Below are 19,069 nucleotides of genomic sequence, written 5' to 3'. Positions count from 1 at the left end.
TGGTTTGTTGCGTCATGAGTTCCTCGATCGACCCACGCGTCAGGGAGTTGACCCGGCTAAAGCTGGCGCTCGCGACCTTCGCCCTGCAACTCGATACGTTCGAGATGCGGGCGCATGGGGTGCTGTCTTCGATCGGGCCATCGGCAGATGACCCGCTGGGCCGCGAACCTCGTAAGGGAGACAAAATTGTCCATCAATAAAGTCGTAGATAAAGTTACTTGGCAACAGGTCGGACACGTCACGGAGCCTGGCCGCTACATGTTCCGCTTCGGATGGCTGACCATCGCGCCTGGCGATCTCGCGATCTGGACGCAATATCCGGATACGTCGTTCACCTTGGTGCGGACGTCGTCGCCGCCCCTGGCCGCGGATATCGAGCCGGACGAAACGCCGGCAGCGGAGAAAGACGAGTTTCACCTTGGCGCATTCGAGCTGCATGCCAACGACGAGGTCCTCCGGGAGCATGCGGCCGCCTGACGGAAAGACCGATGGAATTCAATCCTCGGTCTGAAGATCAGGCTCGGCCGGCGTCGCGTCGGCCGGACGCGCAACAGTGCGCCCTGAGGCTGGCTCGGCTTCTGGCTCGACATCGCCGGCAGAAGGTGACCACGGCCGGTTGGTGCCTCTCGGCCTAACGGCATCGACGACAAGCCCGCGCCGGGTCCAGCGAACCGCCATCGCGCCTTGCGCCCGCAACCGCTTCAGGTCGATCGCCGTCGCCCCGCATGCCGCGGGTGCTGGATTGGCGGTCACGATCAGTGCCGCCCGCGCGCAATCATCCGCCAATCCGTCCGGCTTCAACGACAGCGCAATGAGCCGGCCATCGGCCATCTGTGCCACGCAGCCCTCGTCGTCGCAGGAGACGCCGTCACCGAGCGATACGTCCGTGGCGTCCCGGTCATCTGCATCCGCGGCCAACCACTCCTTGAGCAGAAAAGCGTCCTTGGCGGTCTTCATCAGGTGAAGCCGCCCGTCACGTCCACGCACAGCAAGGCTGTGACCGTCACCGGAGATCAAAACATCAGGCTGCGGTGTCGCTGATATCCACGCCACCGAGATCAGCACCAGGACGGCGCCCACCCATCGCAGCGGCGTCCGCAAAGGCCCAAGAGCACGATCCCGAGGCTGGATACGATCAGCGGACCGGTGCTGAACGCCGTGATCCGGCCGATGGCGCCGGGAAGAGCCGAAACCCACTCCGTTACCACGATCATCCAGTCGATGCCGACGCCCATCAACCACCAGAAAAAGCCGTCGAAGCCAAACGGCATCGCGACAAGCCCCGGCATGCCCGCGGGCATCACTACCGCCGAGACCACGGGCATGGCCGCCAGATTGGCGAGCAGGCCATATGGCGTGATCCGATGGAAATGGAAAGCGGCGTAAGGAGTGGTAGCAAACCCCGCGACGAGGGAAGCGAGCGCGAGTGTCATCAGTTCGCGTCCGCCCCATAGCGCGACCTTTGCGGCCGTGGAATTCTCCGGCGTCGCAAACAGGCGCGGCATGCCGATCTGGACCAGCGCCACGAGGCCGAGCGTCGCGGCGAACGACATTTGAAAGCTTGGATGCACCAGCGCTTCCGGCCCAAGCACCAACACCACGATCGCCGCCAGCGCCAGGGTCCGGAACGTGATGGCGCAGCGATCGACCATCACCGCAATCAGCACGAAAGCGGTCATGTGATACGATCGCTGCGTGGCGACTTCGGCGCCCGACAGCAACAGATAGAACGTTGCCGCGGCGAGCGCTGCGGCCGCGGCCCATTTCTTGATCGGGACGGCGACCGTCCAGACCGGGATGAGCGCGAGCAGTGCGCGAATGACAAAGAACACCACGCCGGCCACGACCGCCATATGATAGCCCGAGATGTGTCAATCTATCTATTTTAGTATGTGAGACAGATACTTAGACCTGACGTGCTTCCCGTTTGTTCTCACCGGGAAGCATATGGATGCCTGAACCCTCAAAAGGGTCTGGATTTCCCCCACGTTCGGCGGTAATTAAATCCTCATTTAATCGACCAAGCGTCCTTTTTTAAAATTTCGGTGGAATTTATTTCGAAAGGTCAGTTCATGGCCGATGAGATCAAGGCTCGAAGACCTGCAGCATTGCGAAAGAAATCCGCGAATACCGAACGGCAGCCGGCAAGCACCGCTGCACCCGCCGCCGATAAGCTCGAGTGCCCCGAGAAATCCGCTAACGACAACAGCCTCGCCTGGCCGCTCATCCCGTTTCCAGACGGATGGTACGGCGGCTAGCTCCCAGGGCCGCATACCCTCCATGACTCGAAGCAAGCCCGCTGGTGCGTGTTTGATTTGCGGGCTGTCTTGTGCCGGCCGATCGGCGCCAGTGCACGGGCGAGTCTTGCATCGCTTTGTGTCTTCTCCGCAACAGGCGATATCTTCCTAGGTCAGCAACTGATCTTAGGACTCCTCACCAACGACTAGCCGTGAATAGTGTGGGCAACACCGGGGGCTGTGGCGGTGTCGTAAGGGCGGCCTTGGCAGCTAGGCACGCGCATTTTTGACAAGAAGGGTGTGTCGATCCTGTCCAAGGGTTCAATCGAAGTAGCCGAGCGCTATCGCTCTCTGGGGTAGGTCAAAAAGGGCGGCGCCCGGCTACTCGGCCCATACACAACGCGGGCACTGCCATGAAACAGCAAATTACCTAAGCATCCGTGTCATTCCGGCCGCCCGGCATATCGAGCGTAGAGCGCGGGACCGAAGCCCTGGGCCGCCGTTAGTATTTCCGATACTGCGCTGGGCAAGGATCGCCAAATGTCAGCGTGTCGAAAGTGTCACAGACGCTGTTAAACAGCTTCATGAGGCCGCTTATGTGAACTACGGCACATTCCCGAAATTGAAAAGCGTCTAGGCTGTAACTGTCCAGCGTACAGAATGTGTAAGGACAGTTCGATGTTATTTATTGCGGTCATTGCATTTGCCAGCGTCAGCATTTTTCTAGCGCACGCGGTTGAGGCCTACTTTACCCCATAGAAAAACCGGGGGCGTAGGCCCCCGGCAATTCTCACCGCCTCCGAGCCGCCTTGCATGTGCGGCCAACCGCTTCCGGATTGATCGGCGTCGTCGCAGAACTCGGGGCTACGGCGCTGGCTGTTCGTTCGGAGAGACGGAACGATACACCACGGCCTGCGTTGGCCTTCATGTCATACACCATTGCGACCATAGTTTTGATAGCGCTGGTGATCGGCATCACTGCGCTGACCGTGTCACATCGCCGCCATCGCTCTCGCCTTACCAAACGTCAGAGCGAACAAGAGGATCACGAGCATAAGGTCGAATGCGGGATATGGTAAGAGCGCGGACCTGAGCCCGCGCCGCTCACTTTGATGTAGCTAGAGTTGTATCAGCAAAGGCGCTTCATGACGCAGGCCATGCCTTGAACATCGGGCCGATGCCTTCGAGTAGCCATCCGAGATTTACGCTGTGCGTTTGGCAGAAACGGCCGATCTCCTCGTGCTTGAGCTTCAGAACCGGCTTGATCTGGATGTCCGGAAGATTGAGCGACGCGGCTATTTCCCTGACACGCTGCCGCATGGCCTCCTTGAACGCGCGGCGCCTAGCGCAAGCCTCGACGTTGCCGGTTCGCTTCGTCGGATGCAGGCGCGCTTTGAATTCAACGAAGCTTCCGACCGCGGGCGCCGTGCCCTTACCCACCGAGAGCCGTACCCGCTCGAGTTTTGTCGGCAAACGCGGACCATCCATCTGCGTCACGCGCAACACAAAGCGGTCGGTGCGTTCGCGAATGTCCCGCGCCACAACGAATCCCGACAGCGACACCGAATAGGCCGGCTTTACCAAAACCTCATGGGCGATTGTGCGGTTCTGAAGGTCGCGGTCGCAAAGCCCGCCGCCACCCTCGCGGCCATCAAGGCCAAGGCGAACAACTTTCCGCGCCGAAGCAAAAACGCCACGAGGCCCAATCCGAGCGCGGTGACGATTGCAACTGGCAATACCGGCTCGTGATCGGCGGCAAAGTAAAAAGCAATGCCGGTTCCAAAGGCGATGGGCACCCAGGGCAACAGCCGTCCGGCGCCAGCCTCGGCACGCACCCATTCGCGCAGTTTTTCGAATGCCCTCGTCCAGGCACCAAAGCCGGCGGTAAAGCCGCCGGTGTGGACGCCACCGTGTGGCGGCCAGGTCCCCGCAACGCCCTGTGCCCGGCCCGGCGCGCTGCCCCGCTCAGCCATCCGCCTACCCCAAAAGACAAGCTACAAGCGATACGCTACGCGACAATGCTACCCAGGGCGGTGGCTGGGCAAAAGGGAACGGATGCGGAATCGCGAGAAAGCCGCAATTATTGTGGAGAGCCCGGCTGCGCCGTCCCCTACCGGTCGGCGATTCCAAAGGGATAACCGCTGTGACAGGCCCGGAATTGAAGCAACTGCGTCAGGATCTCGGTGAGGCGATCGGACGGCCCCTTTCGGCGGCCGACATGGCGAAGCTTTGCGGACTGGAGCCCAAGGAAGGCGCCGACACGATCCGCCGCTGGGAGGTATCAGGTCCGAGCGGGCCCGCAGGCAAGTTGCTGACGATCCTCGCGATGGCCAGCGACCGCCATCCTATCCTGGAGAATTTCAACATTTTCGATCGCTGGGACGTGGACGAGAAGGAACGGCCCGCACGCAAGGCGGAATTCCGCGAAAAAATGCGCAACGAAATCCGCGAGCGCCTCGAGTAGAGCCTATTCGGTTCTGATTGAATCAGAACCGGACTCTATTTTTTGTTTTGACGCGTTTTGTTAACGCGACCGGTTCCTACTTCACTCGAAAACGCTATTGCCCTCAACCCTTGCCAACCTCTTTCGCGAAAGTGTCGCGCAATCCGATGGTGCGGTTGAACACCGGATGGTCTGCGGTCGCATCCTTGTCCCGCACGAAATAACCCTGACGCTCGAACTGTACGACCTCCATCGAATTGGAGATCGCGACGTCGGGTTCGACCCTCGCATCCTTTAGGACTTCCAATGACTGCGAATTGAGGTCCGTGGTGAAATTAGCCGGATCCGGAGTTGGGTTGGCAAACAGCGGGCTATAGAGTCGGATTTCCGCGGGCTTCGACTGCGCCACCGACAGCCAATGCATGGTCGCCTTGACCTTGCGGCCGTCGGGCGCGTTGCCGCCGCGCGTGGCGGGATCATAGGTACAGCGCAACTCGACGACTTCGCCGGCAGCATTCTTCACCACGTCTCGGCAGGTGATGAAATAGGCGTAGCGCAGCCGCACTTCGTTGCCCGGCGACAAGCGGAAAAACTTCTTTGGCGGATTTTCCATGAAATCGTCGCGCTCGATATAGAGCTCGCGGCCGAACGTCACGCGCCGCGTGCCGGCGTTCGGATCGTCGGGATGGTTGACCGCTTCGAGTTCCTCGGTCTGCCCTTCCGGATAGTTCTCGATCACGACTTTGAGCGGCCGCAACACCGCCATCCGGCGCTGCGCGGTCTGGTTCAGAACCTCGCGGATGCAGAATTCGAGCATGCCGACATCGACGACGCTATTGGCCTTGGCTACGCCGATGCGCTTGATGAACTCCCGGACCGCCGCCGGCGGCACGCCGCGCCGCTTTAAGCCAGCAATCGTGGGCATGCGCGGATCGTCCCAGCCCGCCACATGGCCGCCGCGCACGAGTTCGGTCAGAACGCGCTTGGAGAGCAGCGTATAGGTCAGGTTGAGGCGCGCGAATTCATACTGATGCGGCTTCGATGGCACCGGCAATTTGTCGAGCAGCCACTCATAGAGCGGCCGGTGATCCTCGAATTCAAGCGTGCAGATCGAATGCGTGATGCCTTCAATGGCGTCCGACTGGCCGTGGGCATAATCGTAGCTCGGATAGATCGACCATTTGGTGCCGGTGCGCGGGTGATGCGCATGCAGGATGCGATAGAGCACGGGATCGCGCAGGTTGATGTTGCCCGAGGCCATATCGATCCTGGCGCGCAGCACGCGCGCGCCGTTCGGAAATTCGCCGGCCTTCATGCGGCGAAACAGATCGAGATTTTCCTCCACTGAGCGGTCGCGAAACGGACTGTTTTTCCCGGGCTCGGTGAGCGTGCCGCGCGCCAGCCGGATTTGCTCCTGCGACTGATCGTCGACATAAGCGAGACCAGCGCGGATCAAGCCTTCCGCCCACTCGTAGAGCTTTTCGAAATAGTCGGAGGCGAAGAAGAGGTTCTTGCCCCAGTCGTATCCAAGCCATTTCACATCGGCCTGAATCGAGTCGATGAATTCCTGCTCTTCCCTGGTCGGATTGGTATCGTCGAACCGTAGATTGCAGTGTCCGCCAAACTCCTGCGCAATGCCGAAATTGAGACCGATCGACTTGGCGTGGCCGATATGCAGGTAGCCGTTCGGTTCCGGCGGAAACCGCGTCACGATCAGGCTATGCTTCTTGGCGTCGAGGTCGGCCTGGACGATATCGCGGATGAAATCGCGGCCGGCCTCTGCTGTCGTCGGTTCTAGGGTCATGCTAACCTTATTGTTCCGGAGTCGAAGGACTAGCTGCCAAATCTGCCAGTGTGGTGGATTTGACATTCGCTTCAGTATCGCCGCGAGTTCCTATAGCGAATGTCAAATCCCAAACCACACTGCAAACTTATTATTTGCTGGTGGCCCTTCGTTTCTGACATTCGTAAATGGGCCTCCGCGACAGGATACGAATGTCAGAAACGGGCCACCAGCCCCAAGGAAGGCTTTAGTTATATGGGGTTCCTGCTATACACCCGCAGCCTGCCCAGGCAGATTCCCAACCCTCCCTGTTGACGTCGATGACCGCACCTGTCGTTACGCGCTTTGCCCCCTCGCCGACCGGCTTTCTCCATATTGGAGGAGCCCGCACGGCCCTGTTCAATTGGCTCTATGCGCGCAAGCACGGCGGCAAGATGCTGCTCCGGATCGAGGATACCGATCGCGAGCGGTCGACGGACGCTGCGATTGCAGCGATCCTGGATGGTCTCAAGTGGCTCGAGCTCGACTGGGACGGCGACGTCATCTACCAGTTCAGCCGTGCGGCGCGCCACCGGGAGGTCGCCGAGAGCCTGCTGGCGGCCGGCAAGGCCTATTATTGTTACGCCACGCCGGAAGAACTCACGGCCATGCGCGAGAAGGCCCGCGCCGAGGGCCGTAACCGCCTTTACAACGGCCTGTGGCGCGACCGCGATCCGTCCGAGGCTCCAACCGGGATCAAGCCGACCATCCGCCTGCGCGCGCCCCAGACCGGCGAGACTGTGATCGAGGATCAGGTGCAGGGCCGGGTCGTCTGGCAAAACGAAAACCTCGACGATCTCGTGTTGCTCCGCGGCGACGGAACCCCGACTTATATGCTCGCCGTGGTGGTGGACGACCACGACATGGGCGTCACCCATATCATCCGCGGCGACGATCACCTGATCAACGCGGCGCGCCAAAAGCAGATCTATGATGCGCTCGGCTGGGACATCCCCAGCATGTCGCATATTCCGTTAATTCACGGCCCCGATGGTTCGAAGCTCTCCAAACGTCACGGCGCACTCGGCGTCGACGCGTACCGTGCGCTGGGATATTTGCCGGCAGCCTTGCGAAATTACCTCGTGCGGCTCGGATGGAGCCATGGCGACCAGGAGATTTTCTCGACGGAGGAAATGATCGCCGCCTTCGACCTCTCCGGCATCGGCAAATCGGCCGCGCGCTTCGATTTCGCCAAGCTTGAAAATCTCAACGGGCACTACATCCGCCACGCCGACGATCAATCCCTCGTGAATATGTTCGAGCAGGTGCTCCCGTTCGTGCCCAACGGAGCCGACCTCAAGGCCAAGCTCAACGACACCACCCGGGCGCAATTGTTGCAGGCGATGCCGAGCCTGAAGGAGCGCGCCAAGACGCTGATCGAGCTGATCGACAGCGCCTACTTTATTTTCGCCGACCGGCCGCTTGAGATCGACGCCAAAGCCGCCGCCTTACTGACGCCGGAAAGCCGCTTATTGATCGGCCGGCTTCGCGTCGCCCTCTGGGCGGTCAAGGACTGGACCGCCCAAGAGACCGAAACCGCGATGCGGACCTTTGCCGACCAGAACGGCCTCAAGTTCGGCGCCGTCGCACAGCCGTTGCGCGCGGCGTTGACCGGACGCACCACCTCCCCCGGTATATTCGACGTACTGGCCGTCCTCGGCCGGCAGGAAAGTCTGGCCCGGCTCGACGACCAGGGACCGGATTGAAGCATGAGTGCCGCCACCTTGCAGCGCACACGGCAATAAGCTACCCATTTCATTGCTTCATTTCAGCGCCCGCTTGGCGCGCCTGCCCTTTAAAAGGCATGCAAGCGCGGGCTTTCGCAACGATCGCATCGGGGACCTCACGATGGCCGCATCCCAAGGCAAGAGCGCAACGTTAACGGTAGGCAACAAGACCTTCGATCTTCCGATTTCGAGCGGCAGCGTTGGGCCCGACGTCATCGACATCGGCAAGCTCTACGCGCAGTCCGGCATGTTCACCTACGACCCCGGCTTTACCTCGACCGCAAGCTGCGAGTCGAAAATCACCTATATCGACGGCGATGCCGGCATCCTGGAATACCGCGGTTATCCGATCGAGCAACTCGCCGAAAACGGCGACTTCCTGGAAACCTGCTACCTGCTGCTTTACGGCGAGCTGCCGACCAAGGCGCAGAAGGCCGACTTCGACCGCCGCGTGATCCTTCACACCATGGTTCACGAACAGATGGCGCGGTTCTTCCAGGGCTTCCGCCGCGACGCGCATCCGATGGCCGTCATGGTGGCTTCGGTCGGCGCCCTGGCCGCGTTCTATCACGACTCCACGGACATCAACGATCCGAAGCAGCGCATGATCGCCTCGATGCGCATGATCGCCAAGATTCCGACGCTGGCCGCCATGGCCTTCAAGTACAATCTCGGCCAGCCCTTTATCTATCCGAAGAACTCGCTGAGCTTCGCCGAGAACTTCCTGCACATGTGCTTTGCAGTGCCGTGCGAGGAATACCAGATCAATCCTGTGCTGGCCGACGCGCTCGACAAGATCTTCATCCTGCATGCCGACCACGAACAGAACGCCTCGACCTCGACGGTGCGCATCGCCGGCTCTTCCGGCGCCAACCCGTTTGCCTGCATCGCAGCCGGCATCGCCTGCCTGTGGGGACCGGCGCATGGCGGCGCCAACGAAGCGGCGTTGGCGATGCTCGCGGGCATCGGCACGGTCGACAAGATTCCCGAATTCATCGCGAAGGTGAAAGACAAGAACAGCGAAGTTCGCCTGATGGGCTTCGGCCATCGCGTCTACAAGAATTACGATCCGCGCGCCAAGATCATGCAGAAGATGTGTCACGCCGTGCTGAAGGAAACCGGCCATGGCGACGATCCGATGCTGAAGGTCGCGCTGGAATTGGAAAAGATCGCGCTCAGCGACGAGTATTTCATTCAACGCAAGCTTTATCCGAACGTCGACTTCTATTCGGGCATCACGCTGAAGGCGATGGGTTTCCCGACCTCGATGTTCACCGTTCTGTTCGCGGTTGCGCGCACCGTTGGCTGGATCAGCCAGTGGAGCGAGATGATCGAAGACCCGCTGCAGAAGATCGGCCGTCCGCGCCAGCTCTATACCGGGGTGACGCGTCGCGACTACGTCGGCATCGATCAACGGAAATAGCGAGCGCCTGCGCGTAAACGACTTTGAAGCCGGATGCGATGATCGCGTCCGGCTTCGTCGTATTCCGCTCCCTGGAGCCCGGTTCTGATTGAATCAGAACCGGGCTCCAGTCTTTTGTTGCGACGCGTTTTCTTTACGCGAACCGGTGCCCACTTCGCTCGAAAACGCTCTAGCCGGCCCTTCGGGATTTCCGCAGCGTCGCCAGAACAATGTCGGCGGCGCGGACGCTGGGCGGATGATTGCCAGTCGACATGATGCCGTCCATTCGCGCAAAGGCAGCCAATTGACGCTGGCGCATCGGAGAGTCTGACAACACCTCGCCGAGCGCGCCCGCCAGGTTGTCCGCCGTGCAGGCGTCCTGGATAAACTCGGGGACCACGTTTTCGCCAACCACCAGATTCGCCAGGATCACCGACTGGACAGTGATGGCGCGCTGGACGAACCAGGCCTCGACCGCGCCTGCCCGGTAAGCGGCGACCATCGGCACGCCGGCCAGCGCCAGTTCGAGCGTGACCGTGCCCGATTTGGCTAACGCTGCCGAAGCAATCCGGAAAGCTGTGCGCCTTTCCTGCTCGCCGACCACAATCTGCGGCGCAACTTTCCAGGTCTTGACACCTTCCCTGACGCCTTCGAGCAGATGCAGCATGGTTGGCAGGATAAGTTCAAACGCGTTCCCCTGCGCCTGCAACCGCTCCAGAGCGTCGCCGAAAATCGCCATGTGATGTCTGATCTCGCTGCGGCGGCTTCCGGGCAAGACCACCAGCACCGGCGGTATCCCATTGCGGCGCCCCTGATCCTCAGGCCCCGGTCTGAGCGAGCCGAGCTGTTCGATCAAGGGATGGCCAACATAAGTACAGGGCGGCCCATGCAGGCGGCGGTACGCCTCCGGTTCAAACGGCAACAACGCCAGGACATGATCAACATAGGTCCGCATCGCGCGCGCCCGGCTCGACCGCCACGCCCAGACTGATGGCGAGACGTAGTCGATGATCGGGATCGTCGCATCGCGGGCCCGGACGCGGCGGGCGACCCGATGGGTAAAGTCGGGGCTGTCGATGATGATGAGAATGTCGGGCCCTGCGCGCAACACAGCGGCGGCGGTTTGCCGGATCAAACGCAGCACCTTCGGAAGCTGTTTGACGACGGCCGAAAAGCCGATGATCGACAGCTCCTCGATCGGAAACAGCGATTTCAGCCCCTCACGCGCCATCGAAAGACCGCCGACGCCCTCGAACCTGACGGCGCCGCCGAGCCGCTGACGGAGCACCTTCATCAGATGCGCCCCTAGCCGGTCGCCGGATTCTTCTGTTGCGATCAGAAAAATTTTGCGCGCGACGCCGCCGTTTGCAGGGCCCGGCATCAGGAAGGCAAACCGGTGACAAAAAGCCCGGCGGTGTCCGCCGCCTCGATCATGGCTTGCGGATCGGCAACCACCGTATTGCCTGCGATGACGGCGAGACCGGCAAGGCCGGCCGCCGCGGCCCCTTTGACGGTCTGCGATCCGACCGTCGGCAAATCGAAGCGCAAGTCCTGTCCGCTCTTGGGCGCTTTCACCAGCACCCCGCGGCCTGCGGGAGCGCGAATGCGTCTCCCCTCTCGCAAGCTTGCAATACGCTTCAGCAATTCGTCCGTGCCTTCGATGCCCTCGACGCCGACGACATGGCCATCGATGACGACCGCGGCCTGACCGATGTCGAATGGACCGAGCGCGCGAAGCACCTCGCGCCCCCTGGCGATATCCGCCATCGCATCCTGATCAGGCGCGGTGAGCGTGACGCACCCCTCGGGCATCAGCAAATCCGGCGCGACTTCCTTCAGTCCCAAAAGACGGAAGCCGTCTTGCTCGAATATCCGGCCTACGCCGGACAACAAGTGATCGTCGCCACCGCGAAAGGCCGACCATACCCGCCCCATGACGAAAAGCGTGGCCCAATCAAGCCGGACTTCCGAGAGCGACGGTCGGACCAGGGTTCCGATGAAAACCAGGTTCTTGCAGTTTTCCGCGCGGAATAACTTCTTCGCACGCCCGTACTGACCGACCGCGATCCAATGATGGCGGAAGCGTTCGGCGGCCGTAGGATCGCAAACGCCCCTGAGCGCAAACAGGATGGGATCGAGACCGCGCGCGCGCAAGGAATCCGCCACCGCAAACGGCATCGCGCCGCCCCCCGCAATCACGCCAACCGGCGATGCAATTTCCAAAGCCGCGGCTGTCATGGGGGTGCGACTACTCCGTCATCCCTGTTCATCGTTCCGGCCGGACGGCAAACACAGAGAACGATGCTTGCCCGTGTCGATAAAGCTGAGGATTTCCGCGACCGCAGGATCCGTCGTCGCGAGAGACTGTACCGCTTCGAACCGTTCGGAAAAGATTCCAGGGGCGTCGAAAAGCTTTTGATAGAACGACCTCACGACGGTCAATCGTTCGCGGGTAAATTTGCGTCGTTTCATCCCGACGATATTGAGGCCTTCGAGACGCGCATATTGGCCGTTGACGAGGCCGTACGGAATGACGTCGCCGCGAACGCCGCAGACGCCGCCGATCATGGCCTGCGGACCAATTCGGGTGAACTGATGCACCGCGGACAAGCCGCCGATGAAGACAAAATCGCCGATTTCACAATGACCGCCAAGCGTAGCAGAGGTCGCGAAGATGACGTCATTGCCGACCTGGCAGTCATGTCCCACATGACTGCAATTCATGAAGTAACCGCGGTTGCCGACGCGGGTAATGCCGCCGCCGCCAACCGTGCCGGTATTCATCGTCACCGACTCGCGGATGGTGCAGCTCTCGCCGATCTCGAGCCTGGTCGGCTCACCGCGATAGCCGAGCGATTGCGGCGGCGAACCAAGCGAAGCGAAAGGATAGACCGTACAGCCGGCGCCGATGCTGGTGTGCCCCATGACATGGACGTGGGCGACAAGTTTGCAATTGGCGCCGATAACGACATTGCGACCGATCATGCAGTAGGGACCGATCGTCGCGGCCTCGCCGATCGCAGCGCCGTCTTCAACCCGCGCGGTTGGGTCGATCGTAGTCATCGAGGAGCCGCTCTCTCTTGCAGGGATTTGGCGGGAATTGCCCGGTTTTTCAGTGGTTAGCGCGAGCCGCGGGGGCTGTCCAGTGACCTGCCATCCATGGTCCCGGCAGGGTGAATTCGCGCCTAGTTCATGGTGCGTTGGACAAAGGCTGAGCCTTGCGTAATCACGCACATATAGGAAAAAGTTTGCGCGTCACCTTCGGTTTCGACGTCAACATCGATGATGACCGGCTTCGACTGGCCTTTCCAGGTGGCCAGAATCTCAGGCGAGACCGGGCGTGTCCGGGATCGCTTGACGACCAGCCCCGTGATTTTTGGCAATGCCTCGGTCGCCGTGACAACGCACGTTTTGCCCGCAACGGCAGCGCTATTGAGGACAACAAGCAACGTCGCCGAAGCCGCCAATATCGTCAGGTTTCGCATCCGACCCTTCCGGCGCCCGATTGCGAAACTAGAACACAGAAAATTCGGCCTGTCGATTGGAAGACGGCGCGGCGCCGGCGCATTAACGTTTGCTGCCCACGTAACGTCGGCGTCAGTCGGTCAGCATGGCCCCAACGTCGGCCTCGGCAACGATCGTTCCGTCCACTTTGGCATCGCCGTGAAACCACCACATCGCCTTGCGTCTGCCGATGCTGCGCATGTGGTACTCGATGGTGTCGCCGGGCAGCACGGGTTTGCGAAACTTGCATTTGTCGATGGTCAGGAAATAGACCGCCCGAGGCTTTTCGGTGCCCTCGACCGATTTGATTCCGATGACGCCGGCGGTCTGCGCCATGGCCTCGATCATCATGACACCCGGATAAATCGGGCGTTCGGGAAAATGACCGAGAAACGACGGCTCGTTATAGGTCACGTTCTTGATGCCGATTCCGCTGTAATCGCTTCTGATATCGATGACCCGGTCAATCAGCAGCATGGGGTAACGGTGCGGCAGCGTCTTCAGGATATCGTTGATATCCACGAGCGCAAACTTGACCGACGCTTCCGCCATTTTTCACGCTCCTCCCCTTCAAGCGCGTCCCGCGCCCGCGTCACAACCATCACCTTCGAGCTCCAGCACTTAAGCCCATGGCCCGATGGTCGGCCCAAGGGCCGACTTTGCGGTCGTTGACGATCCTTGGCAATCCTCACGTGGCCCGTCGCAAGGGCAGCGGGCCAGTTTTTTGTTCCGGCCCCGTTCGGCTGACGGTGTAGCCGGGCCGGCGCAGCGGCTAGAAGCTGGTGCCGCCGCCAAACTTGAACTGCTGTACGACGTCGTACTTACCCTTGGTGATCGGGATCGCGTAGTCGAAGCGGAGCGGACCGAACGGCGACTGCCAGATCAAACCGACACCGACCGAGGTGCGCACAACGTTGCCCGGATCATACTGCAAGCCCAAACAGGTACCCGGCGCGGCAGGGTTAGCCGAACCGTTGTTGGTTGGCGGAATACAGCCGGGCAGATTGACTTCACCCGTGGTGGCCCAATCGGTCGGTCCCTTGTAGTCGCCCAGCCAGCCGGCGTCCGCATATACGGCACCCTTCAGACCAACTTCCTTCGGCAGGAACCAGAAAGGCATCTGAAATTCCAGCGAAGCGCCCCAATACTGCGTACCGCCGAGCGCGTCCTGGGTACCGTAAGGATTGATGTCGCGTGGACCGATACCGTTCGGCGCAAAACCACGTACCAGGTTCGGACCTTCCTGGAACTGATCCAGCATCCGGATCGCGTTGTTGCCGACCTGGGTCATCACGCCGCCCTGGAGGTGAATGATGCTGACGATATCAGCCACCAGCGGCGTGTAGTATTTCACGTCGAGCGCCGACTTCAGGTAGATCACATCGCCACCGACGCCTGCGAAGTCCTGCTTCCAGTCGATCAAGAGACCGTCGGTCGGGTTCTTGTTGTTGTCCAGCGTGTTGTAATCAAAGGTGTACCCGACCGCCGACGTAATCGTTGAGCCTGCGGCGAGTTCCTTGCGCACCGGCAACGAAGCTTCGCCGTCGGAGTAACACCAGAGGCCTGTTCCGGAGGGATCCACGCCGCCCGGGATGAGCGACTGGATCAGCGACTGTCCCGCCGCCGTATTCGCAAATGCCGGTGACGGGTTAAAGGGAAGCCCGTTGTTGGGATTGTTATTACAATTGTCCAGGTAGCTCGGCAGCGACACCTGCTGCTGATAGATCGAATACCGCAGCTGCATGCTCAAATCTTCACGCAGTTGCAAACCGATTCTCGGGCTGAAACCGATGGTCTTGGTTTCGTAGGAAATATAGGTGTTGGGCAACTGCTCGCGGTAGTAGGCGTCGAGACCCAGCGCAACACGGTAGTCGAGCAAATAGGGCTCGACAAACGAAACCGTCAGTCCCCGCGCGTACTCGCCATAGGTCACCGACACCTTGCCGAAAAGGCCGCGGCCCAGAAGGTTCCGTTCGGAAACACTGACCTCGGCGAGCGGGCCGTCGGTCGTCGAATAGCCGCCCGATACCGAGAAGTCGCCGGTCGACTTTTCTTCGAGTTCGACATTAAGAATCACGCGGTCGCTCGATGAGCCCGGCTCGGTTGCTATTTTGACGGACTTAAAGAAGTCGAGATTCTTCAGTCGGCGCTCGGCCCGGTCGACCAGCGCCCGGTTGTAGGCGTCACCTTCGGCGATATCGAATTCGCGACGGATCACATAGTCCCGAGTACGCGTATTTCCGCGCACGTTGATGCGTTCGATGTAGGTGCGCGGACCTTCGTCGATGGCAAATACAATCGAGACGGTGTGCGTTTGGAAGTCGCGATCGCCGCGCGGCTTGACAACTGCGAAAGCAAATCCGCGCCGCGAGGCTTCGATTTGCATCTCCTCGACCGATTTCTCCAGCGCCTCGGCATTATAGAGCGAGCCGACATTAACGCGCGAGAATCGGGCGAGCACATTTCCATCCAACGCCGGAATGCTGGACTGGAAATTGACAGAGCCGACTCGGTATTGCTGGCCTTCCTCAATCTTGTAGGTGACCAGGAAGCCCTTGCGTTGCGGGTCGTATTCCGTCAACGCGGCAACGACCTGCACGTCGGCGAAGCCGTGCTTGAGATAGTAGCGTCGAATCAGGTCGCGGTCGGCTTCGATGCGGTCCGGATCGTAGACGTCGTTGCCGCCAAGGAAGCTCAGGAGATTCGATTCGCGCGTCTTGATGACGTCTTTCAGGCGATAGGCCGAATAAGTCGTATTGCCGACGAACTCGATCGAATTGATACCGGTCTTGTTGCCTTCCGTGATCGTGAAGATCAGGTCGACTCGGTTGTTCGGCTGCTCGATGATTTCAGGAACCACCGACACGTCGTAGCGGCCGGCGTGGTGATAGATGTCCGAGATTCGCTGCGCATCGGACTGGACCATCGGGCGCGACAGCGTTCCACGCGGCTTCGATTGAATTTCGCCAGTGAGCTGCTCGTCCTTGATCTTCTTGTTGCCTTCGAAAACCACGCGGCCGATCACCGGATTTTCAATCACCGTCACGACGACTCGCCCGCCGGCCGTGTTGATTTTCACGTCCTGGAACAGGCCGGTCTCAATCAGGCCCTTCAAACCATCGTCCAGGCGCCCCTGGTCCAGCTTTCCGCCGACACCCGGCTTGAAATAGGAACGAATCGTCGAAGCCTCGACCCGACGATTCCCCTCGACCTGAATCGAATCCACGGTCTGCGCCGACGCCGGCGAGGACGCGAGCCCAACCGCCAAGGTGGCGGCAAACGGCGTCGCCAACATGATCAGGGCGGCCAACAAGCCTCCCCGTACCCCCATTCCAAGCTTCATGCGCTAAGCGCCCTTACAATCCTGCTGCCGGCCCGCACCCCACGAACCGGCAAATCACCATTTGCCGACCCGCTTGTAGCCAATTTTACCAAGCCGGCAAACCTTATGTCGCAGCGTGATTTCATTTTCATTCCAAGACGTTGCCCATCGGCCACGTCATAAAAAAGCCGCTTCACGATGCGGCGAGGTGCAAGATGTCATTATAGGTGACGAATACCATCAACATCAGCACCAGCCCTAGCCCGATTCGTGCGCCCATTTCCTGGGCTCTCTGAGACAATGGACGCCCCCGCACGGCTTCCACCGAATAGAACAAAAGATGACCGCCATCCAACAGCGGCACCGGAAACAGATTCAGCAAGCCGATCGATACCGAAAGCGCCGCACAGAGCTGGAGCAAGAACTGGAAACCGAGGCTTGCCGCCTGGCCCGAGAGCTGCGCGATCCGCAACGGCCCGCCGAGATCGCCGGTGGAGCCGGCGCCGACAAACAGCGAGCCCACGAACTTGAACGTGCCATCGACGATAAACCAGACCTGCTCGACGCCGATCTTCAGCGATTCCAGATAACCGACCGGCGCGGTTTTCGGATCGCTCGGCTGCGCGTTGTACTGAATACCCAGCACGCCGATCTTGTGGCTGTTGCCGAAGATATCCTTCACTTCCTTCAGTGCTGGCGTCGCCGACAGAGTGATCAGCGCATCATTGCGCTTCACCCGGAACGTCAGCTTGGAGCCGGCACTGGTGGAAACGATCCGCTGCATGTCGGCGAAACTTTCGATTCCCGTTCCATCGATCGAGGCTACGATGTCGCCGACCTGGAATCCTGCGGCCGCCGCGACGCTGTCGGGCTGAATCACATCGACGCGCGGGATCGAACTGGGCTTGCCGAAATAGAGCGACATCCCGGCAAAGATCACGATGGCCAGGAGAAAATTCGCGATCGGGCCGGCGGCCACAATTGCCGCGCGAGGACCGACCTTCTTGTGATGGAAACTGTCCGCTTGCTCCTCGGCACTCATGTTGCCGAGTGTTTCCAGGTCCGGGGTCGAGGCCTCGCTGTCGTCGCCGAAGAATTTGACGTAGCCGCCGAGCGGGATGGCAGAAATCTTCCAGCGCGTACCGTGGCGGTCGTTAAAGCCGGCCAATTCGGGGCCAAACCCGAGCGAAAAGGTTAACACCCTCACGCCCGCCCAGCGCGCAATCAGGAAATGACCGAGTTCATGGAAGAAAACGACGATGGTCAGCACAAACAAGAAGGGAACAATGTATCCGATCACGCCGTGACCTAACACATTGAAACTATGCTGAAAAAACTCGGACATTCAATTCCCCTCACCCGGAGCCGCCAGGCCCAACCCCAACGCTCTAGGATGCCTTTAAGGCAATTTGAGGCAATAGGGTGACCGCCTTATTTCGCGCGTTATGGTCAACAGCAATTGCATCGTCGGCGGAGGTCAGTGGAGACAGATTCCCGGCGCGAATCCAAGCTTCAAGTGTCGCCTCGACCAGCCGCGCAATGGCGCCAAACCTGATCTTGCCCGCGATGAACGCGGCAACCGCGACCTCGTTCGCCGCATTGTAGACCGTGGTCGCACCGCGGCCGGTCCGCAACGCCTCATACGCCAACCGCAGTCCCGGAAAGCGCGCGAAATCCGGCGCTTCAAACGTCAGCTGCCCGATCTTGGCGAGATCGAGTTTCGCCGCAGGCCCCACGATTCGATCGGGCCAGCCAAGGCAATGCGCGATCGGCGTGCGCATATCCGGCGCGCCGAGTTGCGCCACCACGGAGCGATCGGAAAACTCCACCATGCCATGAATGATCGATTGCGGATGAACCAGGACGTCGATTTCTTCCGCCGTCAATCCGAACAGGTACGCTGCCTCGATCACCTCGAGGCCCTTGTTCATCATCGAGGCTGAATCGATGGTGATTTTCTGCCCCATGCTCCAGTTCGGATGCTTGAGGGCCTGCGCCAGCGTTGCCTGTTCGATGTCAGTGCTCGACCAGGTACGGAACGGGCCGCCTGAGGCGGTGATGATGACGCGAACTAGCTCTGCGCGGTTCCCGGAACTCAAGGCCTGAAACAGCGCGTTGTGTTCGGAATCAGCCGGCAAAATACAGGCCCCGGCCTTCGTCGCGCGCTCCATGAAGAAATCGCCTGCACAAACCAGGCATTCCTTGTTGGCTAACGCCACCGTCGCGCCGCGATCCACCGCCGCCAGCGCCGGCTTCAGACCCGCCGCGCCGCTGACTGCGGCCATCACCCAATCGGCCGGCCGCGCGGCCGCTTCGACCACCGCACTTTCGCCAGCGCCACACTCCGTGCGCGTGCCTGCGAGCGCATCCTTCAATTCGCCTAATCTCGTGGGGTCGGCGACGGCGACATAGCGCGCGCCGAATTCCCTGGCGAGTTTGGCGAGGCTCTGCACGTTGGTATGAGCGGTCAATGCCTCGACACGGTAGCGGTCGGGCGAAGCCCGTAGCAAATCCATCGTGCTGTCGCCGATGGAACCGGTCGCGCCCAGCACGGTGACTGAACGAACGGCGGTCGCCGCTTTATTGTTACGCAAGGGAACAGCGCTCATGCT

Annotated in this window: 15 protein-coding genes and 2 pseudogenes; 6 read left to right on the top strand and 11 right to left on the bottom strand. The window is 60.6% G+C overall.

Annotation, left to right across the window (positions count from 1 at the left end; translation table 11 throughout):
* Nucleotides 1–14 precede the first annotated feature (14 nt).
* A complete protein-coding gene (locus ABSE61_RS16535) occupies nucleotides 15–200 on the top strand; it encodes a hypothetical protein (RefSeq protein ID WP_423872197.1) in 186 nt (61 codons plus the stop codon).
* The gene (locus ABSE61_RS16530) at nucleotides 187–477 is read left to right on the top strand and encodes a hypothetical protein (RefSeq protein ID WP_423872196.1); all 291 of its coding nucleotides are present in this window, start codon (nucleotides 187–189) and stop codon (nucleotides 475–477) included. Before ABSE61_RS16535 ends, ABSE61_RS16530 begins: the two co-directional genes overlap by 14 nt.
* Nucleotides 478–495: 18 nt before the next feature.
* Here ABSE61_RS16530 and ABSE61_RS16525 read toward each other — a convergent pair.
* A pseudogene (locus tag ABSE61_RS16525) lies at nucleotides 496–1,868 on the bottom strand (ComEC/Rec2 family competence protein); the annotation flags it as partial.
* 204 nt (nucleotides 1,869–2,072) lie between these two features.
* Between ABSE61_RS16525 and ABSE61_RS16520 the strand changes: the two are divergent.
* Nucleotides 2,073–2,258: a hypothetical protein gene (locus ABSE61_RS16520; RefSeq protein ID WP_423872195.1), complete on the top strand. Its 186-nt coding sequence runs from the start codon at nucleotides 2,073–2,075 to the stop codon at nucleotides 2,256–2,258.
* Between the two features lie 1,356 nt (nucleotides 2,259–3,614).
* Here the strand turns inward: ABSE61_RS16520 and ABSE61_RS16515 are convergent.
* Nucleotides 3,615–4,210 (bottom strand): annotated as a pseudogene (locus ABSE61_RS16515) (DUF4131 domain-containing protein); the annotation flags it as partial.
* A gap of 170 nt (nucleotides 4,211–4,380) precedes the next feature.
* Between ABSE61_RS16515 and ABSE61_RS16510 the strand changes: the two are divergent.
* Nucleotides 4,381–4,701 carry a helix-turn-helix domain-containing protein gene (locus tag ABSE61_RS16510; protein ID WP_423872194.1) on the top strand — a complete coding sequence of 107 codons (321 nt, stop codon included), beginning with the start codon at nucleotides 4,381–4,383 and terminating at the stop codon, nucleotides 4,699–4,701.
* A gap of 103 nt (nucleotides 4,702–4,804) precedes the next feature.
* On the opposite strand, the gene ABSE61_RS16505 is transcribed toward ABSE61_RS16510, so the two are convergent.
* Nucleotides 4,805–6,484, bottom strand: a complete 1,680-nt coding sequence (locus ABSE61_RS16505) for a glutamine--tRNA ligase/YqeY domain fusion protein (protein WP_423872193.1) — start codon at nucleotides 6,482–6,484, stop codon at nucleotides 4,805–4,807.
* 299 nt (nucleotides 6,485–6,783) lie between these two features.
* Here ABSE61_RS16505 and gltX point away from each other — a divergent pair, with 299 nt between their 5' ends.
* Both gltX and gltA read left to right on the top strand, forming a co-directional pair.
* On the top strand, nucleotides 6,784–8,208 hold the full coding sequence (gltX, locus tag ABSE61_RS16500; RefSeq protein WP_423872192.1) for a glutamate--tRNA ligase: 1,425 nt from the start codon (nucleotides 6,784–6,786) through the stop codon (nucleotides 8,206–8,208).
* A 142-nt stretch (nucleotides 8,209–8,350) separates the two neighbouring features.
* Entirely contained in the window at nucleotides 8,351–9,652 is a 1,302-nt protein-coding gene (gltA, locus tag ABSE61_RS16495; RefSeq protein ID WP_423872191.1) for a citrate synthase, read from the top strand.
* A gap of 169 nt (nucleotides 9,653–9,821) precedes the next feature.
* Here gltA and lpxB read toward each other — a convergent pair whose 3' ends face one another.
* From lpxB to dxr, 8 genes are all read right to left on the bottom strand, one after another.
* Nucleotides 9,822–11,012, bottom strand: coding sequence for a lipid-A-disaccharide synthase (lpxB, locus tag ABSE61_RS16490; protein ID WP_423872190.1), 1,191 nt, complete (start codon nucleotides 11,010–11,012; stop codon nucleotides 9,822–9,824).
* Nucleotides 11,012–11,869, bottom strand: coding sequence for an LpxI family protein (locus ABSE61_RS16485; RefSeq protein ID WP_423872189.1), 858 nt, complete (start codon nucleotides 11,867–11,869; stop codon nucleotides 11,012–11,014). The genes lpxB and ABSE61_RS16485 overlap by 1 nt, the downstream gene beginning before the upstream one ends.
* Before the next feature lie 18 nt (nucleotides 11,870–11,887).
* On the bottom strand, nucleotides 11,888–12,694 hold the full coding sequence (gene lpxA, locus ABSE61_RS16480) for an acyl-ACP--UDP-N-acetylglucosamine O-acyltransferase (protein ID WP_423872188.1): 807 nt from the start codon (nucleotides 12,692–12,694) through the stop codon (nucleotides 11,888–11,890).
* A 122-nt stretch (nucleotides 12,695–12,816) separates the two neighbouring features.
* Nucleotides 12,817–13,116 carry a hypothetical protein gene (locus tag ABSE61_RS16475; protein WP_423872187.1) on the bottom strand — a complete coding sequence of 100 codons (300 nt, stop codon included), beginning with the start codon at nucleotides 13,114–13,116 and terminating at the stop codon, nucleotides 12,817–12,819.
* Nucleotides 13,117–13,228: 112 nt separating this feature from the next.
* Nucleotides 13,229–13,687 (bottom strand): 3-hydroxyacyl-ACP dehydratase FabZ, encoded by a 459-nt coding sequence (fabZ, locus tag ABSE61_RS16470; protein WP_423872186.1) that lies wholly within the window; start codon nucleotides 13,685–13,687, stop codon nucleotides 13,229–13,231.
* 220 nt (nucleotides 13,688–13,907) lie between these two features.
* Nucleotides 13,908–16,478, bottom strand: coding sequence for an outer membrane protein assembly factor BamA (gene bamA, locus ABSE61_RS16465; RefSeq protein ID WP_423872185.1), 2,571 nt, complete (start codon nucleotides 16,476–16,478; stop codon nucleotides 13,908–13,910).
* A gap of 172 nt (nucleotides 16,479–16,650) precedes the next feature.
* Entirely contained in the window at nucleotides 16,651–17,802 is a 1,152-nt protein-coding gene (gene rseP / locus ABSE61_RS16460; RefSeq protein WP_423872184.1) for an RIP metalloprotease RseP, read from the bottom strand.
* A gap of 43 nt (nucleotides 17,803–17,845) precedes the next feature.
* On the bottom strand, nucleotides 17,846–19,066 hold the full coding sequence (gene dxr / locus ABSE61_RS16455; protein WP_423872183.1) for a 1-deoxy-D-xylulose-5-phosphate reductoisomerase: 1,221 nt from the start codon (nucleotides 19,064–19,066) through the stop codon (nucleotides 17,846–17,848).
* Nucleotides 19,067–19,069 lie beyond the last annotated feature (3 nt).

Origin of the sequence: Bradyrhizobium sp., from assembly GCF_049519115.1 — a bacterium.
Taxonomy (GTDB): domain Bacteria; phylum Pseudomonadota; class Alphaproteobacteria; order Rhizobiales; family Xanthobacteraceae; genus Bradyrhizobium.
The sequence above is the reverse complement of the archived record's forward strand: the minus strand, read 5'-3'. Positions and strand labels throughout refer to the sequence as shown.